Genomic DNA, 17,345 nt, shown 5'->3' with positions numbered 1-17,345 from the left:
TCTGCTAGATGTCTACGCGGCCCTGGTGTCCACGAGGCTCCCGATCACTCCGCCGGAGCCGCCACGGCCGGCATATCCGCATGCGGGCTGTAGGCTTCGCTCCCTGCGGACTTGTCGAGCGCGTAGAAGCCGCCCGCCATCACGAGATAGGCGAGCGCCACGCTGGGCGTCACGCCGAGGCCGCCGCCGATACCGACGGCTTCGCCGTGCATGAAGCCGAAATAGGTCATGACGGCGCCGGCGAGCGCGAAGGCCGAAGCCTTCAAGAAATCGCGTTCGATCACGAACACGCCGATCGCGCCCAGGATCAAGCCTGCGAGGATCGAACCGCCGCCCATCACTTCCAGGCCGTGATAGAGCACGCCCTGTTGCGGCAACGCCGCGATGGCTGCGGTCTTGACCTCGCCTACCTTGTCGGCGGCAAGGCCGCCGACGGCCTGGGCTGCGTTCAAGGTCGAGCCCAGCATGGTGTCGATCTGCAGTTTCGCCCAAGCCGCCAGATGCGGCGTCAGCGCCAGCACGATCGCGGGTGCATGCTTGATCGGCGTGGTCTGGAACGCCTGCGCACCAATCAGCATGCCGATATAGAGCAGGATCGGCGAGATCGCGACGACGGGCACCAGCGCCAGCAGCACCGAGATGATGCCGAACCAGGACAGCACCACCACCATGATGCCGGTCGCGGCCGAATAGCCGATCCGGCCGCCCATAGCCTTCCAGCCGGGATGGCCGATATAGACCGCGTTGATGAAGGGATTGCCCATCAGGCAGCCGATCAGGCTGACGATGCCGTCGGCGGTCAACACACGCGTGGTCGGATATTCATCGCCGGCCGCCTCCGCGCTCTCGACGTTGTCCATGGCTTCGACGAGATCGTAGATGCCGAACGGGATCGCCGTGACCAGGATGACACCGAGGAATTCGAAGCCCGAAAAGACCTGGCCAACCGCCGGGATCGGCACCGAGAAGCCGAAGCTCGCAAAGGCGTCACCGACGCCCTTGACGCTGAGGCCACCGAGGCCGAGTCCGAACAGGTTCGAGCCCCACGCGATGATCATCCCGACCGCGATCGCGACGAGGCCTGCCGGAATATTCTTCCAATATTTCACCCCGCCGAACCAGCTCACCAGGATGATGGCGAAGCAGACCAGCCCGATCTGCGGCGTCATGTACATTTCCAGTGCCGGCCGCATCGAGATGAACGTCACCGATACGCCGGCGAGCGTGCCGAGCAGCGCCGCGCGCGGCGTGATCCGTCGGATGAACGGTGCGATGAAGCCGCCGATCATCAGGATGAAGCTCTGGAAGAACACCCAGACCAGGCCGGCGGACCAGCCCTTCATGGGGTCGCCGGTCTTGATCGTGACCGGCAGCATGATCACGAAGGTGACGATGAACATGTGCGGCACGCTGACACCCGACGGCAGCGCGCAGACGTCGCTGCGCCCGGTCTTCTGCGCCAGGCGATAGGCGAGGAAAGCGTAATAGAAGGTCGAGAGACACATCATCAGGCCGAGCGCCGGCAGGATGCGGCCGAACACCAGGCTGTCGGGCATCTTCAGCACGAACCGCAACAGGCCGGTCAGCACCAGCATGTTGACGAGGATGTTGGTACCGAAGCCAAAGAACGCGTTCCAGTCACCCGGCGTCCACAGTACCGGCTTGAATTCGGACTTGCCGGCCGTCCCCGCAATGCTCGTGCTCATGGTGATCCCCTATGCCAAAATTCTCTACGTCTCCATTGCCTTCAATATTGCGGCCGAGTCGCTGACCCAGCCGAAGATGCCGCCCTGGGCCTTGATCATCTTGAGGCCCATCTCATGAAATTCCGGGAAGTAGGACGCGCAACCGTCGCCGATCACGACACAGCGATAGCCGCGGTCGTTGCCCTCGCGCACGGTGGTGTTGACACAGACTTCGGTGGTGACACCGCACACCAGGAGGTTCTCGACGCCGTAGTTCTGCAGGATTTCGCCAAGCTCGGTGGCGTAGAACGCGCCCTTGCCGGGCTTGTCGATCACGATCTCGCTGTCGAGCGGATAAAGCGCGGGGATGATGTCGTGGCCGGCCTCGCCGCGGATCAGGATGCGGCCCATCGGACCGGGATCGCCGATGCGCAAGGACGGCGCCCCGCGCTCGACCTTCGCCGGCGGCGCATCGGAGAGATCGGGCAGATGCCCTTCGCGGGTGTGAACGACGAGCATCCCGGAGGCGCGCGCCGCCGCGAGCACGGATGCGATCGGCTTCACCGCGCGCGCAAGCTGGCTGACATCGTTGCCGAGCGTCTCGCCGAAGCCGCCGGGCTCCATGAAATCGCGTTGCATGTCGATAATGACGAGCGCCGTCTTCATCCAATCGAGCGTGATCGGCTCCGGCTCGGCTGCGATGATGCCGCTTGAGTTCGTCATGACACGCGTCCCCAACGAGAGAACTCTTGAGAGAACTCAAGCAAGGCGCGTGCCATTGTGTACAATACCATAAGGCGCGCGGCCGAAACGGAATCCGATGTAATTTCAGTTTGTTGGATGTTCGAAAGGACGTTGCACGTTCGCTGGGCGACGCTTTCGCGACGTGCAGTTGCTCATTTGCTAAGCGTCGACACGAGGCGAACGATCGCCCTTATTTGAAGAAATGCACCAGCCCGATACTCAGGCCGAGCAGCAGCAGCAGCGAAAGTGTGACCGCCGCCGTCACCCGGCCGCCGACGGTCGACAGCACGCGCACGTCGACGCCGAGCCCGAGCGCCGCCATCGAGACCACGGTGAGAACAGCCGCGATCTTCGTCACCGGCGCGATCGCGATGTCAGGCACGAGCTGAAACGAACGCAGCGCGGCCAGCACCAGGAAGCCGATGATGAACCACGGCACCAGCTTGAACGGGCTGATCGAGACGACCTTCGCATGACCGGCCAGGCGCTTGCGGCGGGCAGCGAACAGCGAGAGGCCGACCACGATCGGGCCCAGCATCAAGACCCGCACCAGCTTCACCAGCGTGCCGATCTGGGTAGAGACGATGCCGGCCGGTACGGTCGCCGCCAGCACCTGCGGCACGGCGTAGACCGTGAGGCCCGCCAGGATGCCGTATTGCGTCGCCGACAGCTTCAGGAGCGGAATCAGCAGCGGCAGGCCCAGCACCATCAGCACGCCGAGAATGGCGGTGAACGAGATCGACGACGCGATGTCGTCGCCGTCGGCCTCGATGACGGGCGCGACCGCCGCGATCGCCGAATTGCCGCAGATCGAATTGCCGCAGGCGATCAGGATCGAGAGTTTTGTCTTCAGCCCGAGCATCCGGCTGAGGCCGAAACTGATCACGAGCATAATCACGACCATCGCCGCGATCGCCCCGATCAGCAGATAGCCCGATGCCAGGATGGCGGCAAAGCTGATGGAGGCGCCGAGCAGCATCACCGCGACCTCGAGCAGTTGCTTGGCGCTGAAAGCAATGCCGGAGCGCCAGCGCTCCGACGGCTGCCAGACAGTGCGCACCGCCATCCCGAGCAGGATCGCGACGACGAGCGCCTCGATATAGGGATGGTCGAAAACGCGTTCCTCGACGGCCTGCACGCCGAGCGAGATGACCGTGACCAACCCGCTGACCAGAATGCCGGGAACGAGCAGGACCACGCGCTTCAGCGCACCTTCCTTTTGTCCCCGATCTTGCGATGACTCCGGCACGAAATCTCCTTTTCGGAGAATATTTTATGCGCCAGACCCCACCTGTTGGCTAATATATTTTCGGACTGCCCTGATAGAGAGAAGTTATGTCCCTCAATTTGCATCTGCTCCGCCTGTTCGCGGCCGTGGCGAAAACGGGGAGTTTCTCCCGCGCCGCCGATATCCTGCACATCAGCCAGCCGGCGATCTCCAAGGGCGTGCGCGATTTCGAGCTGCAGGTCGGCTGCCGCCTGCTCGATCGCACGCCGAAGGGGGTGCGGACGACCCGGGAAGGCGCCGCGCTGACGCGGCATGCGGAGACGCTGTTCGCGGCCGAGCGCGCCGCCGAGGACGAACTGCAAGCGCTGCGCAATCTCGACAGCGGATCGCTGCGCATCGGCGCCAGCACGACGATCGCCACCTACATGATCCCGGAATATCTCGGCATCTTTCACCGCGCCTTTCCCGGCATCGACCTCCACGTGGTCAGCGCCAACACCAGCGACATCGCCGCGCTGATGCTGGCGCATGAGATCGAGATCGCGCTGGTCGAGGGACCGGTGGAGGACGAGAGCCTGGTCAGCGAGGCCTGGCGCACCGACGTCATGGGTCTGATCGCCGCTCCCGATCATCGCTTCGCGACGGCCCAAGGGCCGATCCAAGGGCCGATCCAAGCGCCGATCGACTTTCGCTTGCTGGAGAACGAGATCCTGATCATGCGCGAGCCTGGGTCGGGGACACGCGAGGTGGTCGCGCAGGCGTTGGCCGCCCACCGCATCGAGCCACAGCGGACGCTGGAAATCGGCAGCACCGAGGCGATCAAGCAGGCGGTGGCCGCAGGCGTCGGGGTCGCCATCGTTTCGATGGCGACCATCGACGATCAGGTCAAGCTTGGGAAGCTGAAGGTGATCCCGATCAAGGGCGTGCACATCGAGCGCATGCTGTGGCAACTGAAATCGCCCGGCCGGCTCGAAGTGCCGGCGGCGGTGGCCTTCGACGGGATCGTCAGAGAGACGCACGGCACGCAAGCGGGTCCGCGCAAGCCGGCGGTCAAAGCGCCGCGAACAGACCCTGCGCCCAAGCCACGGCGCGCTCGAAGCTGAATACGCCGGGCTCGAAATAGACGGCACGTGCCAGCACGATGACGGCAACCAGCCCCCAGAACACACTGGTGCCCGCCGTCTTCAGCCATTTCGACGCGCCTTCGCTCGCAGCCGAATTGTCGACCGCTGGAACCGGCTCGCCGAACGGATCGAATGCGGATTGGCTCATCGTCGCTACCATCAGGAATGCTACCAACATGTCGCGACAACGGACCCGGAAGCAAGGGTGGCGGACGCCTTTTTGTGGCAGCGGATTGGAAAGACCTTTTCCGTGACCGAGCTGAAAGAGAGTTTTCTTCTCTGACGCCCGAAATACCCTCAAACCGGAAGCTCACGCCTCAAACCGGCTGCTGCCTGAAATTCTCGATGAAGCGCAACAGCACCCGGGCGCCGGTATCGGCATCAGCCAGTTCGACATGCTCGGCCGGATTGTGGCTGACCCCGCCGCGGCAGCGCACGAAGATCATGCCGATATCGGCGATATCGACCATCGCCATGCCGTCATGCCCTGCCCCGCTCGGCAGCTCGAACACGGCATAGCCTTCGGCCGCGACGGCGCCCGCGATCTGCGATTGCAGCCACGGCGCGCAGGGCACGCTGCGGTTCTCATGGGTAACGTCGATCTGCAGCGCCAGCTCGCGGCGTTTTGCGATCGCCTCGATCCGCCGCACGATATCGGCCACCGCGCGCTTGCGATGCATGTCGCTTGGCGCGCGGATGTCCATCGTGAACGAGACTTTACCGGGGATCACGTTGGTGGCGCCGGGCATCGCACCGATATAGCCGACGGTGCCGACGAGACCGCTCGCGTCGGTCTTGCAGAACTCCTCGATCGCGACGATGCATTCGGCAGCGCCTGACAGCGCATCGCGCCGCAGCGCCATCGGCACCGTGCCGGCATGGCCGGCGACGCCGGTGAGATTGGCGGCAAGCCGGGTTGCGCCCGCGATCGCGGTGACGACGCCGACCGGCAATCCTTTTTCTTCCAGCACCGGCCCCTGCTCGATGTGCAGCTCGACATAGCCGAGCAACTCGCGGCGGGCGCGCGCCGCCTTGCCGATATGATCGGGGTCGAGCCCGAACTGGATCAGCGCCTCGCGCATCGAGACGCCGGCGCGATCGCGGGTGGCGAGCACGCTCTCGTCAAATGTCCCGGCGACCGCACGGCTGCCGAGCAGGGTCGAGGCGAAGCGCACGCCCTCCTCGTCCGCAAAACCCGCGATCTCGACCGCGAACGGCAGCCGCTTGCCGCGCCGGTTCAGATCGGCCACGCAGGCGATGGCGGTGATGACGCCGAGCGGGCCATCCCATTTGCCGGCATCGCGGACGGTGTCGTAATGCGAGCCGAGCATCAAGCACGGCAGGCCCGGCCGTTCGCCTTCGTAGCGGCCGCAGACATTGCCGATGGCATCGAGATGCGCACTCATGCCGGCCTCGCGCATCCAGGACAGGATGAGATCGGCCGCCTTGCCATGCTCGGGGGTGAGGAAAATCCGCGCCAGGTGCTCCGGCGTCTCCGAGATCACGCCGAGCTGGCCGATCCGCGCCACGATCTCATCGCCGAGCGATGACCGTCTGATTCCCGCCGCCGCTTCCATCTCGCTCATGCTCTTCCAGTGCAGGACCGCATCGACCCAAATTCGTTGCCAGCGGCCGGCCTCGATGGCCGCCAAGCTTTCACTTCGTAGCAGCCCCGGTTCGATTCACCAGCCAGCAAATTGCGGGTTTTGCGTCTTGCCCGACAAGGCGACCTGCCTCACCTCGCCGGTTATCGACTGCTTAACGGCATTGCATACAATGCTCATTTAATGCCTAAAACATACGCAAAATATCCTTGCTCGAACTCTAGGCACGTCTACGTCGATTACTATTCTATAATTATTTCATATGCTTACGTCGTTGTGATCAGTAAACATGCTCTGGCACGAAGCTTGCGACATCCCTTCTGAGCGAAAACGAAAGGCGGGCGGACCGCCGGAGGGAGCAGGCAATGGATTTTGGCAGGATTTCACGACGGCATTTATTGCAGGGAAGCGCGGCGCTGGCGCTCGGCAGCACGCTCGGTGTGCGGAGCGCGGCCGCCGCGGAGACCACGGTCGGCTTCATCTATGTCGGGTCGCGCGACGACTACGGCTACAACCAGGCGCACGCGCAGGGCGCGGCCGCCCTGAAGAAGCTGCCCGGCATCAAGGTGGTCGAGGAAGAGAAGGTCGCGGAGACCGACGCGGTCGAGAAGACCATCGAGTCCATGATCAATCTCGACGGCGCCTCGCTGCTGTTCCCGACCTCGTTCGGCTACTACAACCCGCACGTCCTCAAGATGGCAGCCAAGTTTCCGAAGCTGCGCTTCGAGCATTGCGGCGGCCTGTGGACCGACAAGGACCCGAAGAACGCCGGCAGCTATTTCGGCTATATCGACGAAGCCCAATACATCTCCGGCATCATCGCCGGCTATTCGACCAAGAGCGGCAAGCTCGGCTTCGTCGCGGCCAAGCCGATCCCGCAGGTGTTGCGCAATATCAACGCGTTCACGCTCGGCGCCAAGCTCGCCAATCCCAAAGCGACCACGCAGGTGATCTTTACCGGCGACTGGTCGATGCCGGTCAAGGAAGCCGAAGCCACCAACAGCCTGATCGACCAGGGCGTCGATGTGCTCACCTGTCACGTCGACGGCCCGAAGACCATGGTCGAGAACGCGGCGCGCCGCGGCGCCATGGTCTGCGGCTATCACGTCAACCAGTCGCCGCTCGCGCCAAAGGCCTATCTCACCGGCGCCGAATGGAATTGGGAGGCGCTCTATCCGAAGTTCGTCAAGATGATCGCCGCGGGTGAATCGATTCCGAACTTCTATCGCGGCGGTCTCAAGGAAGAGATCGTCAAGGTCTCGCCCTATGGCGAGATGGTCTCAGCCGAGGCGCGCAAGCATGCCGACGACGTCAAGGCCAAGTTCATGGCCGGCAACTACACCATCTTCAAGGGCCCGATCGCCGACAACAAGGGCAAGACCGTGATCGCTGGAGGCACCGACCGAGGCCAGCAGGATCCCGAACTCGAGAAGATGGATTATCTGGTCGACGGCGTGATCGGAGCCACCGCGTGACGACGGATACGGCGGAATCAGTTGAAACGGTCGGCGTTGCGCCGGCCGCCGATCCCGGATTCCTCCAGCGCTACGGCGCGAGTATCGAATACATCCTGATCCCGGGCGCGGCGCTGGTCGGCGCGCTCGCGGTGTTCGGCGCTTTTGTCGCGATCTACGGCAAGAACCCGCTCGATCTCTATTTCTACATGTACTACGGCGCGTTCGGCACCTGGTTCTCCTGGCAGAACACGCTGACCCGTGCGGCGCCGTTGATACTCACCGCGCTGTGCACGGCGTTGCCGGCCCAACTCGGCATGGTCATCATCGGCGGCGAAGGCGCGCTGCTGATCGGCGCGCTGTCGGCGACTGCGGCTGCACTCGCCGTGCAGGGTGCGCCGCCGGTCATTGTGCAGGTCGCGATGGTGATCGGAGGCGTGATCGGCGGCGGCCTCTGGATCGCGCTCTCGGGCGGCTTGCGGCAATATCGCGGCGTCAACGAAACGATCTCGAGCCTGCTGCTGGTCTATATTGCGCTCGCCATCCTCAACCATCTGGTCGAGGGGCCGATGCGCGATCCGGCGAGCCTCAACAAACCGTCGACGCGCGAAATCGGCGCTGCCAACATGATCGGCAGCATTCCCGGCACCGACGTGCATTGGGGCCTGGTGTTCGGCCTGGTCGCGGCGGTCGCAGCCTACATTCTCATTTATCACACCACCTTCGGCTTCGCCGCCCGCGTTGCCGGCGGCAATATCCGTGCAGCGAAGATCGTGGGCTTAAGCGTCGGCCGGCTGATCCTGACCATCTGTTTCCTTGCCGGCGGCTGCGCCGGGCTCGCGGGGATGATCGAGGTCGCGGCCGTGCAGGGCCGCACCAATGCCAACCTTGCGGCCGGCTACGGCTTCACCGGCATCCTGGTCGCGTTTCTGGCGCGGCAGAATCCGCTTGCGATCATTCCGGTGGCGATCCTGCTCGGCGGCATCAGCGCGAGCGGCGGCCTGCTGCAGCGGCGGCTCGGGCTGCCTGACGCCTCGGTCCTGGTGTTGCAGGGCATCATCTTCGTGTTCGTGCTGGCGAGCGACGCGCTCTACGGACGCCTCGGCTTCCTGAAGGGAAAGTCCTGACATGGCAGATGGCTCAATCGGGCTCTGGACCGTTCCGCTCGCCGTGTTCGGCGGCGCCATCCGCGTCTCAACGCCGTTCCTGTTCGTCAGCCTCGGCGAATGCATCACCGAACGGTCCGGCCGCATCAATCTCGGCCTCGAGGGCACGCTTGTGATGGGCGCGATGAGCGCCTACGGCATCTCCTATCTCTCCGGCTCGCCGTGGCTCGGCGTGCTCGCGGCCGGCATCACCGGCGCCCTGCTTGGCGCGCTGCATGCCGGCATCTGCTCGCTGCCGCGGGTCAACGACATCGCGGTCGGTATCGCGCTGATGCTGTTCGGCACCGGGCTCGCCTTCTTCCTCGGCAAGCCCCTGATCGAGCCGACGGCCGCGAGACTGCCAGCGATCGATTTCGGCTGGTGGAGCGACGTTCCGCAGCTCCGCGCGGCGCTGCGCATCAATGTGCTGTTCCTGGTCGGTGTCGCGATTGCGCCACTGCTCACCTGGGCCTTCAGGACCACGCGTTGGGGCCTGTTGATCCGCACCGCCGGTGAAAGCGCGGACGCCGCGCGCGCGATGGGCCATTCGGTGCTGCTGATCCGGCTGCGCGCCACCATGGTCGGCGGCTTCCTTGCCGGTATCGGCGGCTCGTTCCTGTCGCTGTTCTATCCCGGAAGCTGGAACGAAGGCCTCTCGTCGGGCCAGGGCATTACCGCGGTCGCACTGGTGATCTTCGCGCGCTGGGATCCGATGCTCTGCCTGTGGGCCTCGCTCGCCTTCGGCGGCGCCGCCGCGCTCGGACCGGCGCTGCAATCGGTCGGCGTCACCTCCGGCTATCATCTGTTCAACGCCGCGCCCTACATCCTGACGCTGGCGATCATGATCATCACCTGCTCGCCCAAGCGCACGCTGACCGGCGCGCCGGCCGAACTGTCCATCACAAGATAACGCCGCCATTCGTGAGGTCGTCCCATGCCCGAGCGCACCATCAAGTCCGAACCCTACGCCTGGCCCTACAATGGCGACCTTCGCCCCGAGAATACCGCGCTCATCATCATCGACATGCAGACCGATTTTTGCGGCGTCGGTGGTTATGTCGACAAGATGGGCTATGATTTGTCGCTGACCCGCGCGCCGATCGAGCCGATCAAGAAGCTGCTCGCGGTGATGCGCGCGCAGGGCTTCCACATCATCCATACCCGCGAAGGCCATCGGCCTGATTTGACCGACCTGCCCGCCAACAAGCGCTGGCGCTCGCGGCAGATCGGCGCCGGCATCGGCGATCCCGGCCCGTGCGGCCGCATCCTGGTGCGCGGCGAGCCGGGCTGGGACATCATTCCCGACCTGGCCCCGCTGCCCGGCGAGCCCATCATCGACAAGCCCGGCAAGGGTTCGTTCTGCGCTACCGACCTCGAACTGATGCTGCGGCTGCGCGGCATCGAAAACATCGTGCTGACCGGCATCACTACCGACGTCTGCGTCCACACCACGATGCGCGAGGCCAATGACCGCGGCTTCGAATGCGTCTTGATCGAGGATTGCTGCGCGGCGACCGACAGAAGCAACCACGACCACGCGCTGAAGATGATCAAGATGCAGGGCGGCGTGTTCGGTGCGGTCGCGGCATCGGCCGATTTGATCGGAGCACTGTCGTGATCATCGGCGAGCCGCCGCTACCCTCAGGCGCGTTCGGCGTCAATGCCATCGCGATGACGATGCGGTTCGGCGACTTCCTCGCGCTCGACAATGTCGAGCTGAAGGTGCGTCCCGGCTCGTTCCATGCGCTGCTCGGCGAGAATGGTGCCGGCAAGAGCACGCTCGTGAAGTGCATCATGGGCTATTATCACGCCACCGAAGGCGAGATCATCGTCGGTGACCGCCAACAGGCCATTGCCAACCCGAAGGACGCGCACGCGCTCGGCCTCGGCATGGTCTACCAGCATTTTACGCTGGTGCCGGCGATGACGGTCGCCGAGAACCTGGTGCTGGCGCGCGACGACGTGCCGGCCGTGGTCGATTGGGGCAAGGAAAAGAAGGAGCTCGAGGCGTTCCTGGCGCGGATGCCGTTCAAGGTGCCGCTCAGCGCAAAAGTCTCCGACATCTCCGCCGGCGAGCGGCAGAAATGCGAGATCCTCAAGCAGCTCTATCTGAAGCGCCGCTTCCTGATCCTGGACGAACCGACCTCGGTGCTGACGCCCGGCGAGGCCGACGAGGTGCTCGGCATGCTGCGCGCCATGGTGGTCGCGGGCGAATTGACCATCCTGATGATCACCCACAAGTTCCGCGAGGTGATGGCCTTTGCCGATGAGGTGACGATCCTGCGCCGCGGAAAGCTAGCTGGCAGCGGCAAGGTCGCCGATCTCACGCCCGACGAGATGGCGCGCACCATGATCGGTGCCGAGCAACTGACGGTGCAGCCGCCGCGCACCGGCGACGCCGGCTCGCCCCGGCTCGAACTCGACAAGCTCACCGCGCTCGACGATGCCGGCGCGATCGCCGTGCACGGCGTGTCGCTGACGGTGAAGAGCGGCGAGATCGTTGGCATCGCCGGCGTCTCCGGCAATGGCCAGCGGCAACTGGTCGAGGTGCTGGCGGGCCAGCGCGAGGCCGAAAGCGGCGTGATCCGCGTCCAGGGCGATATCTATTCGGCGCGCCGCGAGGAGATGCGCCGCCACAAGATGTCGCTGTTGCCGGAAGAGCCGCTGAAGAATGCCTGTGTCGGCGGCATGAGCGTCGCCGACAACATCGCTTTCAGAGAATTCGACCGCGCGCCGTTTGCGAGCGGCGGCTGGTGGCTGAACCGCGCGGCATTCCGCAAGGATGCGGAGCGCAAAATCGGCCTCTACAAGATCAAGACCCGCACGCCGGATACCCCGATCGCCGCGCTGTCAGGCGGCAATGTGCAACGCGCGGTGCTGGCGCGCGAACTCTCAGGCGACGTCGAGGTGCTGATCGCCGCCAATCCCTGCTTCGGGCTCGACTTCGCCGCGGTGGCGCAAATCCATGCCGAGATCATGGCCGCACGCAACCGCGGCGCGGCGGTGCTGCTGGTCAGCGAGGATCTCGATGAACTGCTGGAATTGTCGGATCGCCTGGTCGTGATGTTCCACGGCGAGTTGGTCCACGAGGCCCGCGCCAGCGAGGCCGACCTTACCGAGATCGGCCGGCATATGGCGGGGCACTGACGCGTATGCTCCCTCGCCCCGCTCTTGCGGGGAGAGGGTTGGGGTGAGGGGCTGCCTCCGCATATTCACTGATAGGGACACTCGCTGAGACTCCCCCTCACCCGGAACGCATCTGACGATGCGTTCCGACCTCTCCCCGCAGGCGGGGCGAGGTGAAGAGATGCGCCTATCCAATATCGAAGGCGTCCGCGGCGAGATGCTTCAGATTGGCGTGCCAATGCTCGGCGATCGCGAGCCGCGTCGGAACCCAAACGCGTTCGTGCTTCTGGATGTAGTCAAGGAACCGCATCAGCGCCGCGGCGCGGCCGGGGCGGCCGACCACCCGGCAATGCAGCCCGATCGACATCATCTTCGGCGACGTCGCGCCCTCGGCGTAGAGAACATCAAAACTGTCCTTCAGGTAGGTGAAGAACTCGTCGCCGCCGCCAAAGCCCTGCGGGTTGACGAAGCGCATGTCGTTGGCATCGAGCGTGTAGGGGATGACGAGATGCGGCTCGGTCCCATCGGCCTTGATCCAGTACGGCAGATCGTCGGCATAGGAATCGCAGAGATAGCGCAGGCCGCCCGCCTCCATCAGCAGCCGCAGCGTGTTGATCGAGGAGCGGCCGGTGTACCAGCCGAGCGGCCGCGCGCCGGTTGCTTCGGTGTGGACGTCGATCGCCTTGGCGATCTCGTCGCGCTCCTCGACCTCCGACATCTCCTTGTGCTCGACCCAGCGCAGGCTGTGGCTTGCGATATCCCAGCCCGCCTCCTGCATTACTGCGACGACGTCCGGATTGCGTTTTAGCGCCATCGCGACGCCGAACACGGTGGCGGGCATCTTCCGCTCGGTGAACATCCGCCACAGCCGCCAGAAGCCGGCGCGCGAGCCATATTCGAACATCGACTCAATGTTGGGATGGCGCTGGCCGACCCAGGGCTGAGCGCCTAGCACATCGGACAGGAACGCTTCCGAGGCGCGATCGCCATGCAGGATGTTGTTCTCGCCACCCTCCTCGAAATTGACCACGAACTGCACGGCGACCCGCGCATCATCGGGCCATTTCGGATCGGGTGGATTGCGGCCGTAGCCGCGGAGATCGCGCGGGTAGCTGTCCTCGCTCACATCAGACTTCCTCGAAGCGGATTTTTTGCGCGCCCTTCCACAACACGGTCTTGCCGAACGCCGTCAGGTTCTCGAGCCCGGAGGTCAGGGTGATAAAATGGTTGCCGGCGAGCTGGCCCATCTTGCTGGCAAAATGCACGCCGCCATAGGCGAGCAGGATCTCGGTCTCGCTGATGCCGCCGGGATAGAGGATGATCTGGCCCGGCGCCGGATAGCTGGTGTGGTTCTCGTAGGAGACACCGAAATCGAGATCGCCAAGCGGCATCCAGACGCCCTCGCCGCTCCAGCGCACATGGATCGCCTGGCTCTCGAACGGCATCGCCTTGCGGAAAGCGGCGACCGTCTTCGGTGCCAGCTGCTCCTCGAAGCGGGCATCAAAGGTGAACTCGCCGGCGCGGACAATCAGTTTGCTCATCGATCTCTCGTGGTAGGCTTTGGGGGAATGATGCTCCCACCATTGCCGCCGGCCCGCGCCGGACGCAAGACCATTTCCGGTCGCCGAACCCGGTTTTTCGCCGCAACGCCCGCCTGCTGGTCAACAATCCCTACATGACCGGCCAGACCATCGCGATGAGCGGCGGCATGGTGTTCAACTGACGCGGATGCGGTAGCTTAGCGACAGGCGCGCGCCCGGGGCGATGTGCAACAGGCCGGGCTTGTCGACGAATTCGCCATCGAACCCGGCGGGGCTGGCAAAACCGTGCCAGGGCTCGATGCAAAGAAACGGCGCACCACCGGGCTTCGACCAGACGCCGAGCTCGCGAAAGCCGTTCCAGGACACCTCGACCGCCGGGCCTTGCACAGCCGCGAAACGGACCGACCTGCTTGCGACCTGATCGAGGATCATGGCGTCGTCATCGAACAGCCGTTCGGACAGCGCGAGCGTTTTGCCCTCGATGGGACTTGGTTCCGCGTGCGGACGCATCAGCCCGTCCTTCAACCGCCGGATCGGTGCGGGCTCGCCGCTTGCGAAGGTCAGCGCATAAGCATCCTTCGGCAATTCCGGCAGCAGCGGCCAGTTGAAGGCGGGATGACCACCGAGCGAGGCCGGCAGCGTGTCGCTGCCGGTATTGACGATGTCAAAGGCGACGTCGAGATCGGCACCGTCGACCGCGTACGTGACCTCGAGCCGGAACGCGAAGGGATAGCGCGCATGGGTCTCGGCGTCGTCGGTCAGCGCGAGCTTGCAGGATCGCGGCCCCTGCTCCAGCCATTCAAACCGCCGGTCCCGCGCGAACCCGTGCTGCGTCATCGGATAGGTCTTGCCGGCGTGGCGCAGCGTGTCGTTCTTCAGTTTGCCGACGATCGGGAACAGCAGGGGTGCATGGCGCGGCCATTGCGGGCCGGCCTGCCACAGCAGTTCCGTGCCGCCCGCATTCTTCAGCGAACTCAGTTCAGCGCCCTGCGCCAGAATGGTCGCGGCGATCTTGTCGCCGCGCAGCATGTGACTGTCGCTCATCTCTTGCCTCGCCGGAATGCGATCTCCAGGCAAGGAGATGTTTGATCGCGGCGACGGCGTCAACCCTGTCGACGCACGCCACGATCAATTTCGTTCGCGGCGCAGGCCGTCCGCCCAGGCCTATCCGGCGATCTTGGAAAAATCGGGCTGACGGCGCTCGGCAAAGGCGGCGAAGGCCTCGCGCGCTTCCGCGCTCATCAGCCGCTCCTGGAAGATCTCGCCCTCGCGCGCCATCTGCGCGCTGATCCTGGCGGTATCGCGCATCAGCGCCTTGGTGTGCTGGAGCGAGCCGAACGGCCGCTTGGCCAGCGCTTCGGCCGCGGACTTCGCTTTGGCGCGAAGATCGTCGAGCGGCACGACCGCATTCGCAAGGCCGATCGTGACGGCAGTCTCCGCCTCAACCGGCTCGCCGAGCGCGAACATTGCGTAGGCGCGCGCGTAGCCGACGCGTTGCGGCAGCAGATAGGTCGAGGCGGCCTCGGGAACCAGCGCAAGATTGACGAACGGCGTGATCAGCCGGGCATTCGGCGCGAGGTAGACGAGGTCGCAATGCAGCAGCATGGTGGTGCCGATACCGACCGCATTGCCCTGCACGGCGGCAACCAGCGGCCGCGTCGCGGCAGTAAGCCTTGCGAGAAACCGCGTCACGTGGCGCTCGCCCCGCGCGCCTTGCGAGACCGCCGCGAAATCGGCGAGATCGTTGCCCGCGGTAAAACTGTCGCCATCGCCCTGGAACAACACGGCGCGGATCGCAGCATCACTTTCCGCGCGTTCCAGCGCATCGGCCATCGCGCCATACATCGCGTTGGTGATCGCATTCTTCTTGTCCGGACGCGCCATGGTGACCGTGAGGACCCCACCTTCCAGCGCTACGTCGACCAATTCACCCATATCGTCACTCCTGTTGTTAGTTGTTGAGCATGATCTTTTCGGAAAACCGCTTCACACTTTTCCGGATCATGCTCTAGCCGTCTTTGTCTTTCGGAAACTTCTCCTGCAGGCTCGACAGCCAGCGGGACACCACATCGATCTCGGCCTCCGAAAATCCGTCCATCAGCCGGCTGTTGATTACCTTCGTCCGCGTCGCGGCGCGCTTGCCGAGCCCCTCGCCCACGGCAGTGAGATAAAGCCGCTGGCTGCGCCCATCGGCATCGTCGCGCCTGCGCTTGGCGAGGCCCGCACGTTCCATTCGGTCCGCAAGACCGGTCATCGCCGACGGCACGATGTCGAGCGCCTGCGAGACGTCGCCGATCAGCGCACCGTCATTGCGCCCGAGATAGAACAACACGCCTGCCTGGGCCGACGTCAGGTCGTGCGCGACCGTCTCCTGCTCGATCGCGCGCTGCAGCCGTCGATATCCCACGGTCAAAAGAAAGATCAGCCGGTGCTCTGCTCTCATGGCCGCCTCGGTATATATTTCGCATGCGAAATATCAAGCGGATTCTTGTGAGATTGCCCGGGTCACAACGAGACGCATTCCGCCGAAATGGCGGCATGCGTTCCCGCAACGCCGGTCTGCCCCCCAGATCACCCGCCCCGGTTGCACATGGCGCGACATTTTTGTCGCTCTGCAGCATCGTCGCACCGGTCCCCTTCCAGAAAACCCTTGCCCGAGATCAATCAAACCGGAAAGCTTTGCCCCCAAGGATGCCGCCGGTGGCGTTGCGGCTCCGACGGGGTCGCGAGAGAGTCATGACGTTATCGGCAAGTCCGGCCCAGGAGCGTGCTGTCCGCCCGAAACGGCCACGCCATCTCAGCCAAGCCATGCGTTGCGAGACCGCATTTCGCCTGATCCTGTCGGAATGCCTCGAAGACGTCGCGACCAACCATGAGGCGGTCTGTGCCGGCGATCCCACGGCGCTCCACCGCACCCGCATCGCGCTGACACGGTTGAAGGCCGCGATCGCCTTCTACGGACGAATGGTGGCGGACACCGAATGGACACGACTGAAATCCGAGCTGAAATGGCTGAGCACTTATCTCGGTGCGACACGCGACCTCGACGTCGCGATTGAGAACAGCAAGGGACAACCCGAGGAGCGCGCATTCAGGGATGCGCGAGCCGGCGCCTTCGACCGTCTCAGGGAGGCGCTGAACAGTGAACGTTACTGGCAATGGTTCGACGCGATGTGGGACTGGGTCGGCAGCGGTCCGTGGACGGCGAAGCAGGATCGCCGGGCCGCGCAACGGCGGGCCGTGCCGGTATCGGTGTTTCATGCCCGACGGCTGGCGCGATGGCACGAGAAGCTGACGCGCAAGAGCCGCGGCCTGCAGGGCATGGGCAAGACCAAGCGACATAATGTGCGCCTCGCCAGCAAGCGCCTGCGCTACGCCATCGAATTCTCCGATGGCGGATTGCCTGCGGAGGACTATACTGTGTGGCGGGACATCCTCAAGCATCTGCGCAAGGGGCAGCAGATTCTCGGCGAACTGAACGACGCGGAGGTGCGCCGCGAGTTCGCCGACGGCGCTGATGATCAGCAACAGATGACCGTGAAGCGCCAAGCCAAGCACGAGAAGATACGCGATCGGAAACGCAAGAGCCAGTTGCTGCGCCGGGCCGCTGCCGTCTACCGAAAGATTACCGGATGAATTCACTCGACCGTTCGGCGCGGCTGGTCCTCCAGTCTGCATCGGCGATCCCGGCCTG

At 64.5% G+C, this 17,345-nt stretch carries 17 protein-coding genes; 7 read left to right on the top strand and 10 right to left on the bottom strand.

Annotated features, from left to right (window positions below; genetic code table 11):
* Positions 1-44: 44 nt before the first annotated feature.
* From UP10_RS10980 to UP10_RS10970, 3 genes are all read right to left on the bottom strand, one after another.
* Complete coding sequence (locus UP10_RS10980; RefSeq protein ID WP_044587362.1) at positions 45-1,706, bottom strand: hypothetical protein; 1,662 nt, start codon at positions 1,704-1,706, stop codon at positions 45-47.
* 24 nt (positions 1,707-1,730) lie between these two features.
* Positions 1,731-2,408 (bottom strand): cysteine hydrolase family protein, encoded by a 678-nt coding sequence (locus UP10_RS10975; protein WP_044587361.1) that lies wholly within the window; start codon positions 2,406-2,408, stop codon positions 1,731-1,733.
* 211 nt (positions 2,409-2,619) lie between these two features.
* Entirely contained in the window at positions 2,620-3,678 is a 1,059-nt protein-coding gene (locus UP10_RS10970) for a YeiH family protein (RefSeq protein WP_044587360.1), read from the bottom strand.
* 86 nt (positions 3,679-3,764) lie between these two features.
* On the opposite strand from UP10_RS10970, the gene UP10_RS10965 reads away from it, so the two are divergent.
* Complete coding sequence (locus tag UP10_RS10965; RefSeq protein ID WP_044587359.1) at positions 3,765-4,760, top strand: LysR substrate-binding domain-containing protein; 996 nt, start codon at positions 3,765-3,767, stop codon at positions 4,758-4,760.
* Here the strand turns inward: UP10_RS10965 and UP10_RS10960 are convergent.
* Entirely contained in the window at positions 4,708-4,929 is a 222-nt protein-coding gene (locus UP10_RS10960) for a hypothetical protein (protein ID WP_044538372.1), read from the bottom strand. The genes UP10_RS10965 and UP10_RS10960 overlap by 53 nt on opposite strands.
* 169 nt (positions 4,930-5,098) lie before the next feature.
* On the bottom strand, positions 5,099-6,358 hold the full coding sequence (locus tag UP10_RS10955) for an allantoate amidohydrolase (RefSeq protein WP_044587468.1): 1,260 nt from the start codon (positions 6,356-6,358) through the stop codon (positions 5,099-5,101).
* A 392-nt stretch (positions 6,359-6,750) separates the two neighbouring features.
* Here UP10_RS10955 and UP10_RS10950 point away from each other — a divergent pair, with 392 nt between their 5' ends.
* The 5 genes from UP10_RS10950 to UP10_RS10930 are packed head-to-tail and all read left to right on the top strand — an operon-like array spanning position 6,751 to position 12,131.
* Positions 6,751-7,860 (top strand): BMP family ABC transporter substrate-binding protein, encoded by a 1,110-nt coding sequence (locus UP10_RS10950; RefSeq protein WP_044587358.1) that lies wholly within the window; start codon positions 6,751-6,753, stop codon positions 7,858-7,860.
* Positions 7,857-8,966: an ABC transporter permease gene (locus tag UP10_RS10945; RefSeq protein WP_044587357.1), complete on the top strand. Its 1,110-nt coding sequence runs from the start codon at positions 7,857-7,859 to the stop codon at positions 8,964-8,966. The genes UP10_RS10950 and UP10_RS10945 overlap by 4 nt, the downstream gene beginning before the upstream one ends.
* A gap of 1 nt (position 8,967) precedes the next feature.
* Entirely contained in the window at positions 8,968-9,894 is a 927-nt protein-coding gene (locus tag UP10_RS10940) for an ABC transporter permease (RefSeq protein ID WP_044587356.1), read from the top strand.
* A gap of 24 nt (positions 9,895-9,918) precedes the next feature.
* Positions 9,919-10,602 (top strand): biuret amidohydrolase, encoded by a 684-nt coding sequence (biuH, locus tag UP10_RS10935; RefSeq protein ID WP_044587355.1) that lies wholly within the window; start codon positions 9,919-9,921, stop codon positions 10,600-10,602.
* Positions 10,599-12,131: an ABC transporter ATP-binding protein gene (locus tag UP10_RS10930; protein ID WP_082077051.1), complete on the top strand. Its 1,533-nt coding sequence runs from the start codon at positions 10,599-10,601 to the stop codon at positions 12,129-12,131. Before biuH ends, UP10_RS10930 begins: the two co-directional genes overlap by 4 nt.
* Positions 12,132-12,297: 166 nt before the next feature.
* On the opposite strand, the gene puuE is transcribed toward UP10_RS10930, so the two are convergent.
* The 5 genes from puuE to UP10_RS10905 all read right to left on the bottom strand — a co-directional run bounded on the left by puuE (position 12,298) and on the right by UP10_RS10905 (position 16,094).
* On the bottom strand, positions 12,298-13,236 hold the full coding sequence (gene puuE / locus UP10_RS10925) for an allantoinase PuuE (protein ID WP_044587354.1): 939 nt from the start codon (positions 13,234-13,236) through the stop codon (positions 12,298-12,300).
* Between the two features lies 1 nt (position 13,237).
* The gene (locus UP10_RS10920; protein WP_044587353.1) at positions 13,238-13,651 is read right to left on the bottom strand and encodes a DUF3830 family protein; all 414 of its coding nucleotides are present in this window, start codon (positions 13,649-13,651) and stop codon (positions 13,238-13,240) included.
* Between the two features lie 174 nt (positions 13,652-13,825).
* Complete coding sequence (locus UP10_RS10915) at positions 13,826-14,695, bottom strand: aldose 1-epimerase family protein (RefSeq protein WP_044587352.1); 870 nt, start codon at positions 14,693-14,695, stop codon at positions 13,826-13,828.
* 120 nt (positions 14,696-14,815) lie between these two features.
* A complete protein-coding gene (locus UP10_RS10910) occupies positions 14,816-15,586 on the bottom strand; it encodes an enoyl-CoA hydratase-related protein (RefSeq protein ID WP_044587351.1) in 771 nt (256 codons plus the stop codon).
* Between the two features lie 73 nt (positions 15,587-15,659).
* Entirely contained in the window at positions 15,660-16,094 is a 435-nt protein-coding gene (locus UP10_RS10905; protein WP_044587350.1) for a MarR family winged helix-turn-helix transcriptional regulator, read from the bottom strand.
* 293 nt (positions 16,095-16,387) lie between these two features.
* Here UP10_RS10905 and UP10_RS10900 point away from each other — a divergent pair, with 293 nt between their 5' ends.
* Positions 16,388-17,287: a CHAD domain-containing protein gene (locus UP10_RS10900; RefSeq protein ID WP_245321711.1), complete on the top strand. Its 900-nt coding sequence runs from the start codon at positions 16,388-16,390 to the stop codon at positions 17,285-17,287.
* Positions 17,288-17,345 lie beyond the last annotated feature (58 nt).

Origin of the sequence: Bradyrhizobium sp. LTSPM299 (genome assembly GCF_000938235.1) — a bacterium.
Classification (GTDB): Bacteria; Pseudomonadota; Alphaproteobacteria; order Rhizobiales; family Xanthobacteraceae; genus Bradyrhizobium.
Note: the sequence above shows the minus strand (reverse complement) of the source record. Positions and strands in the feature narration are given on the sequence as shown.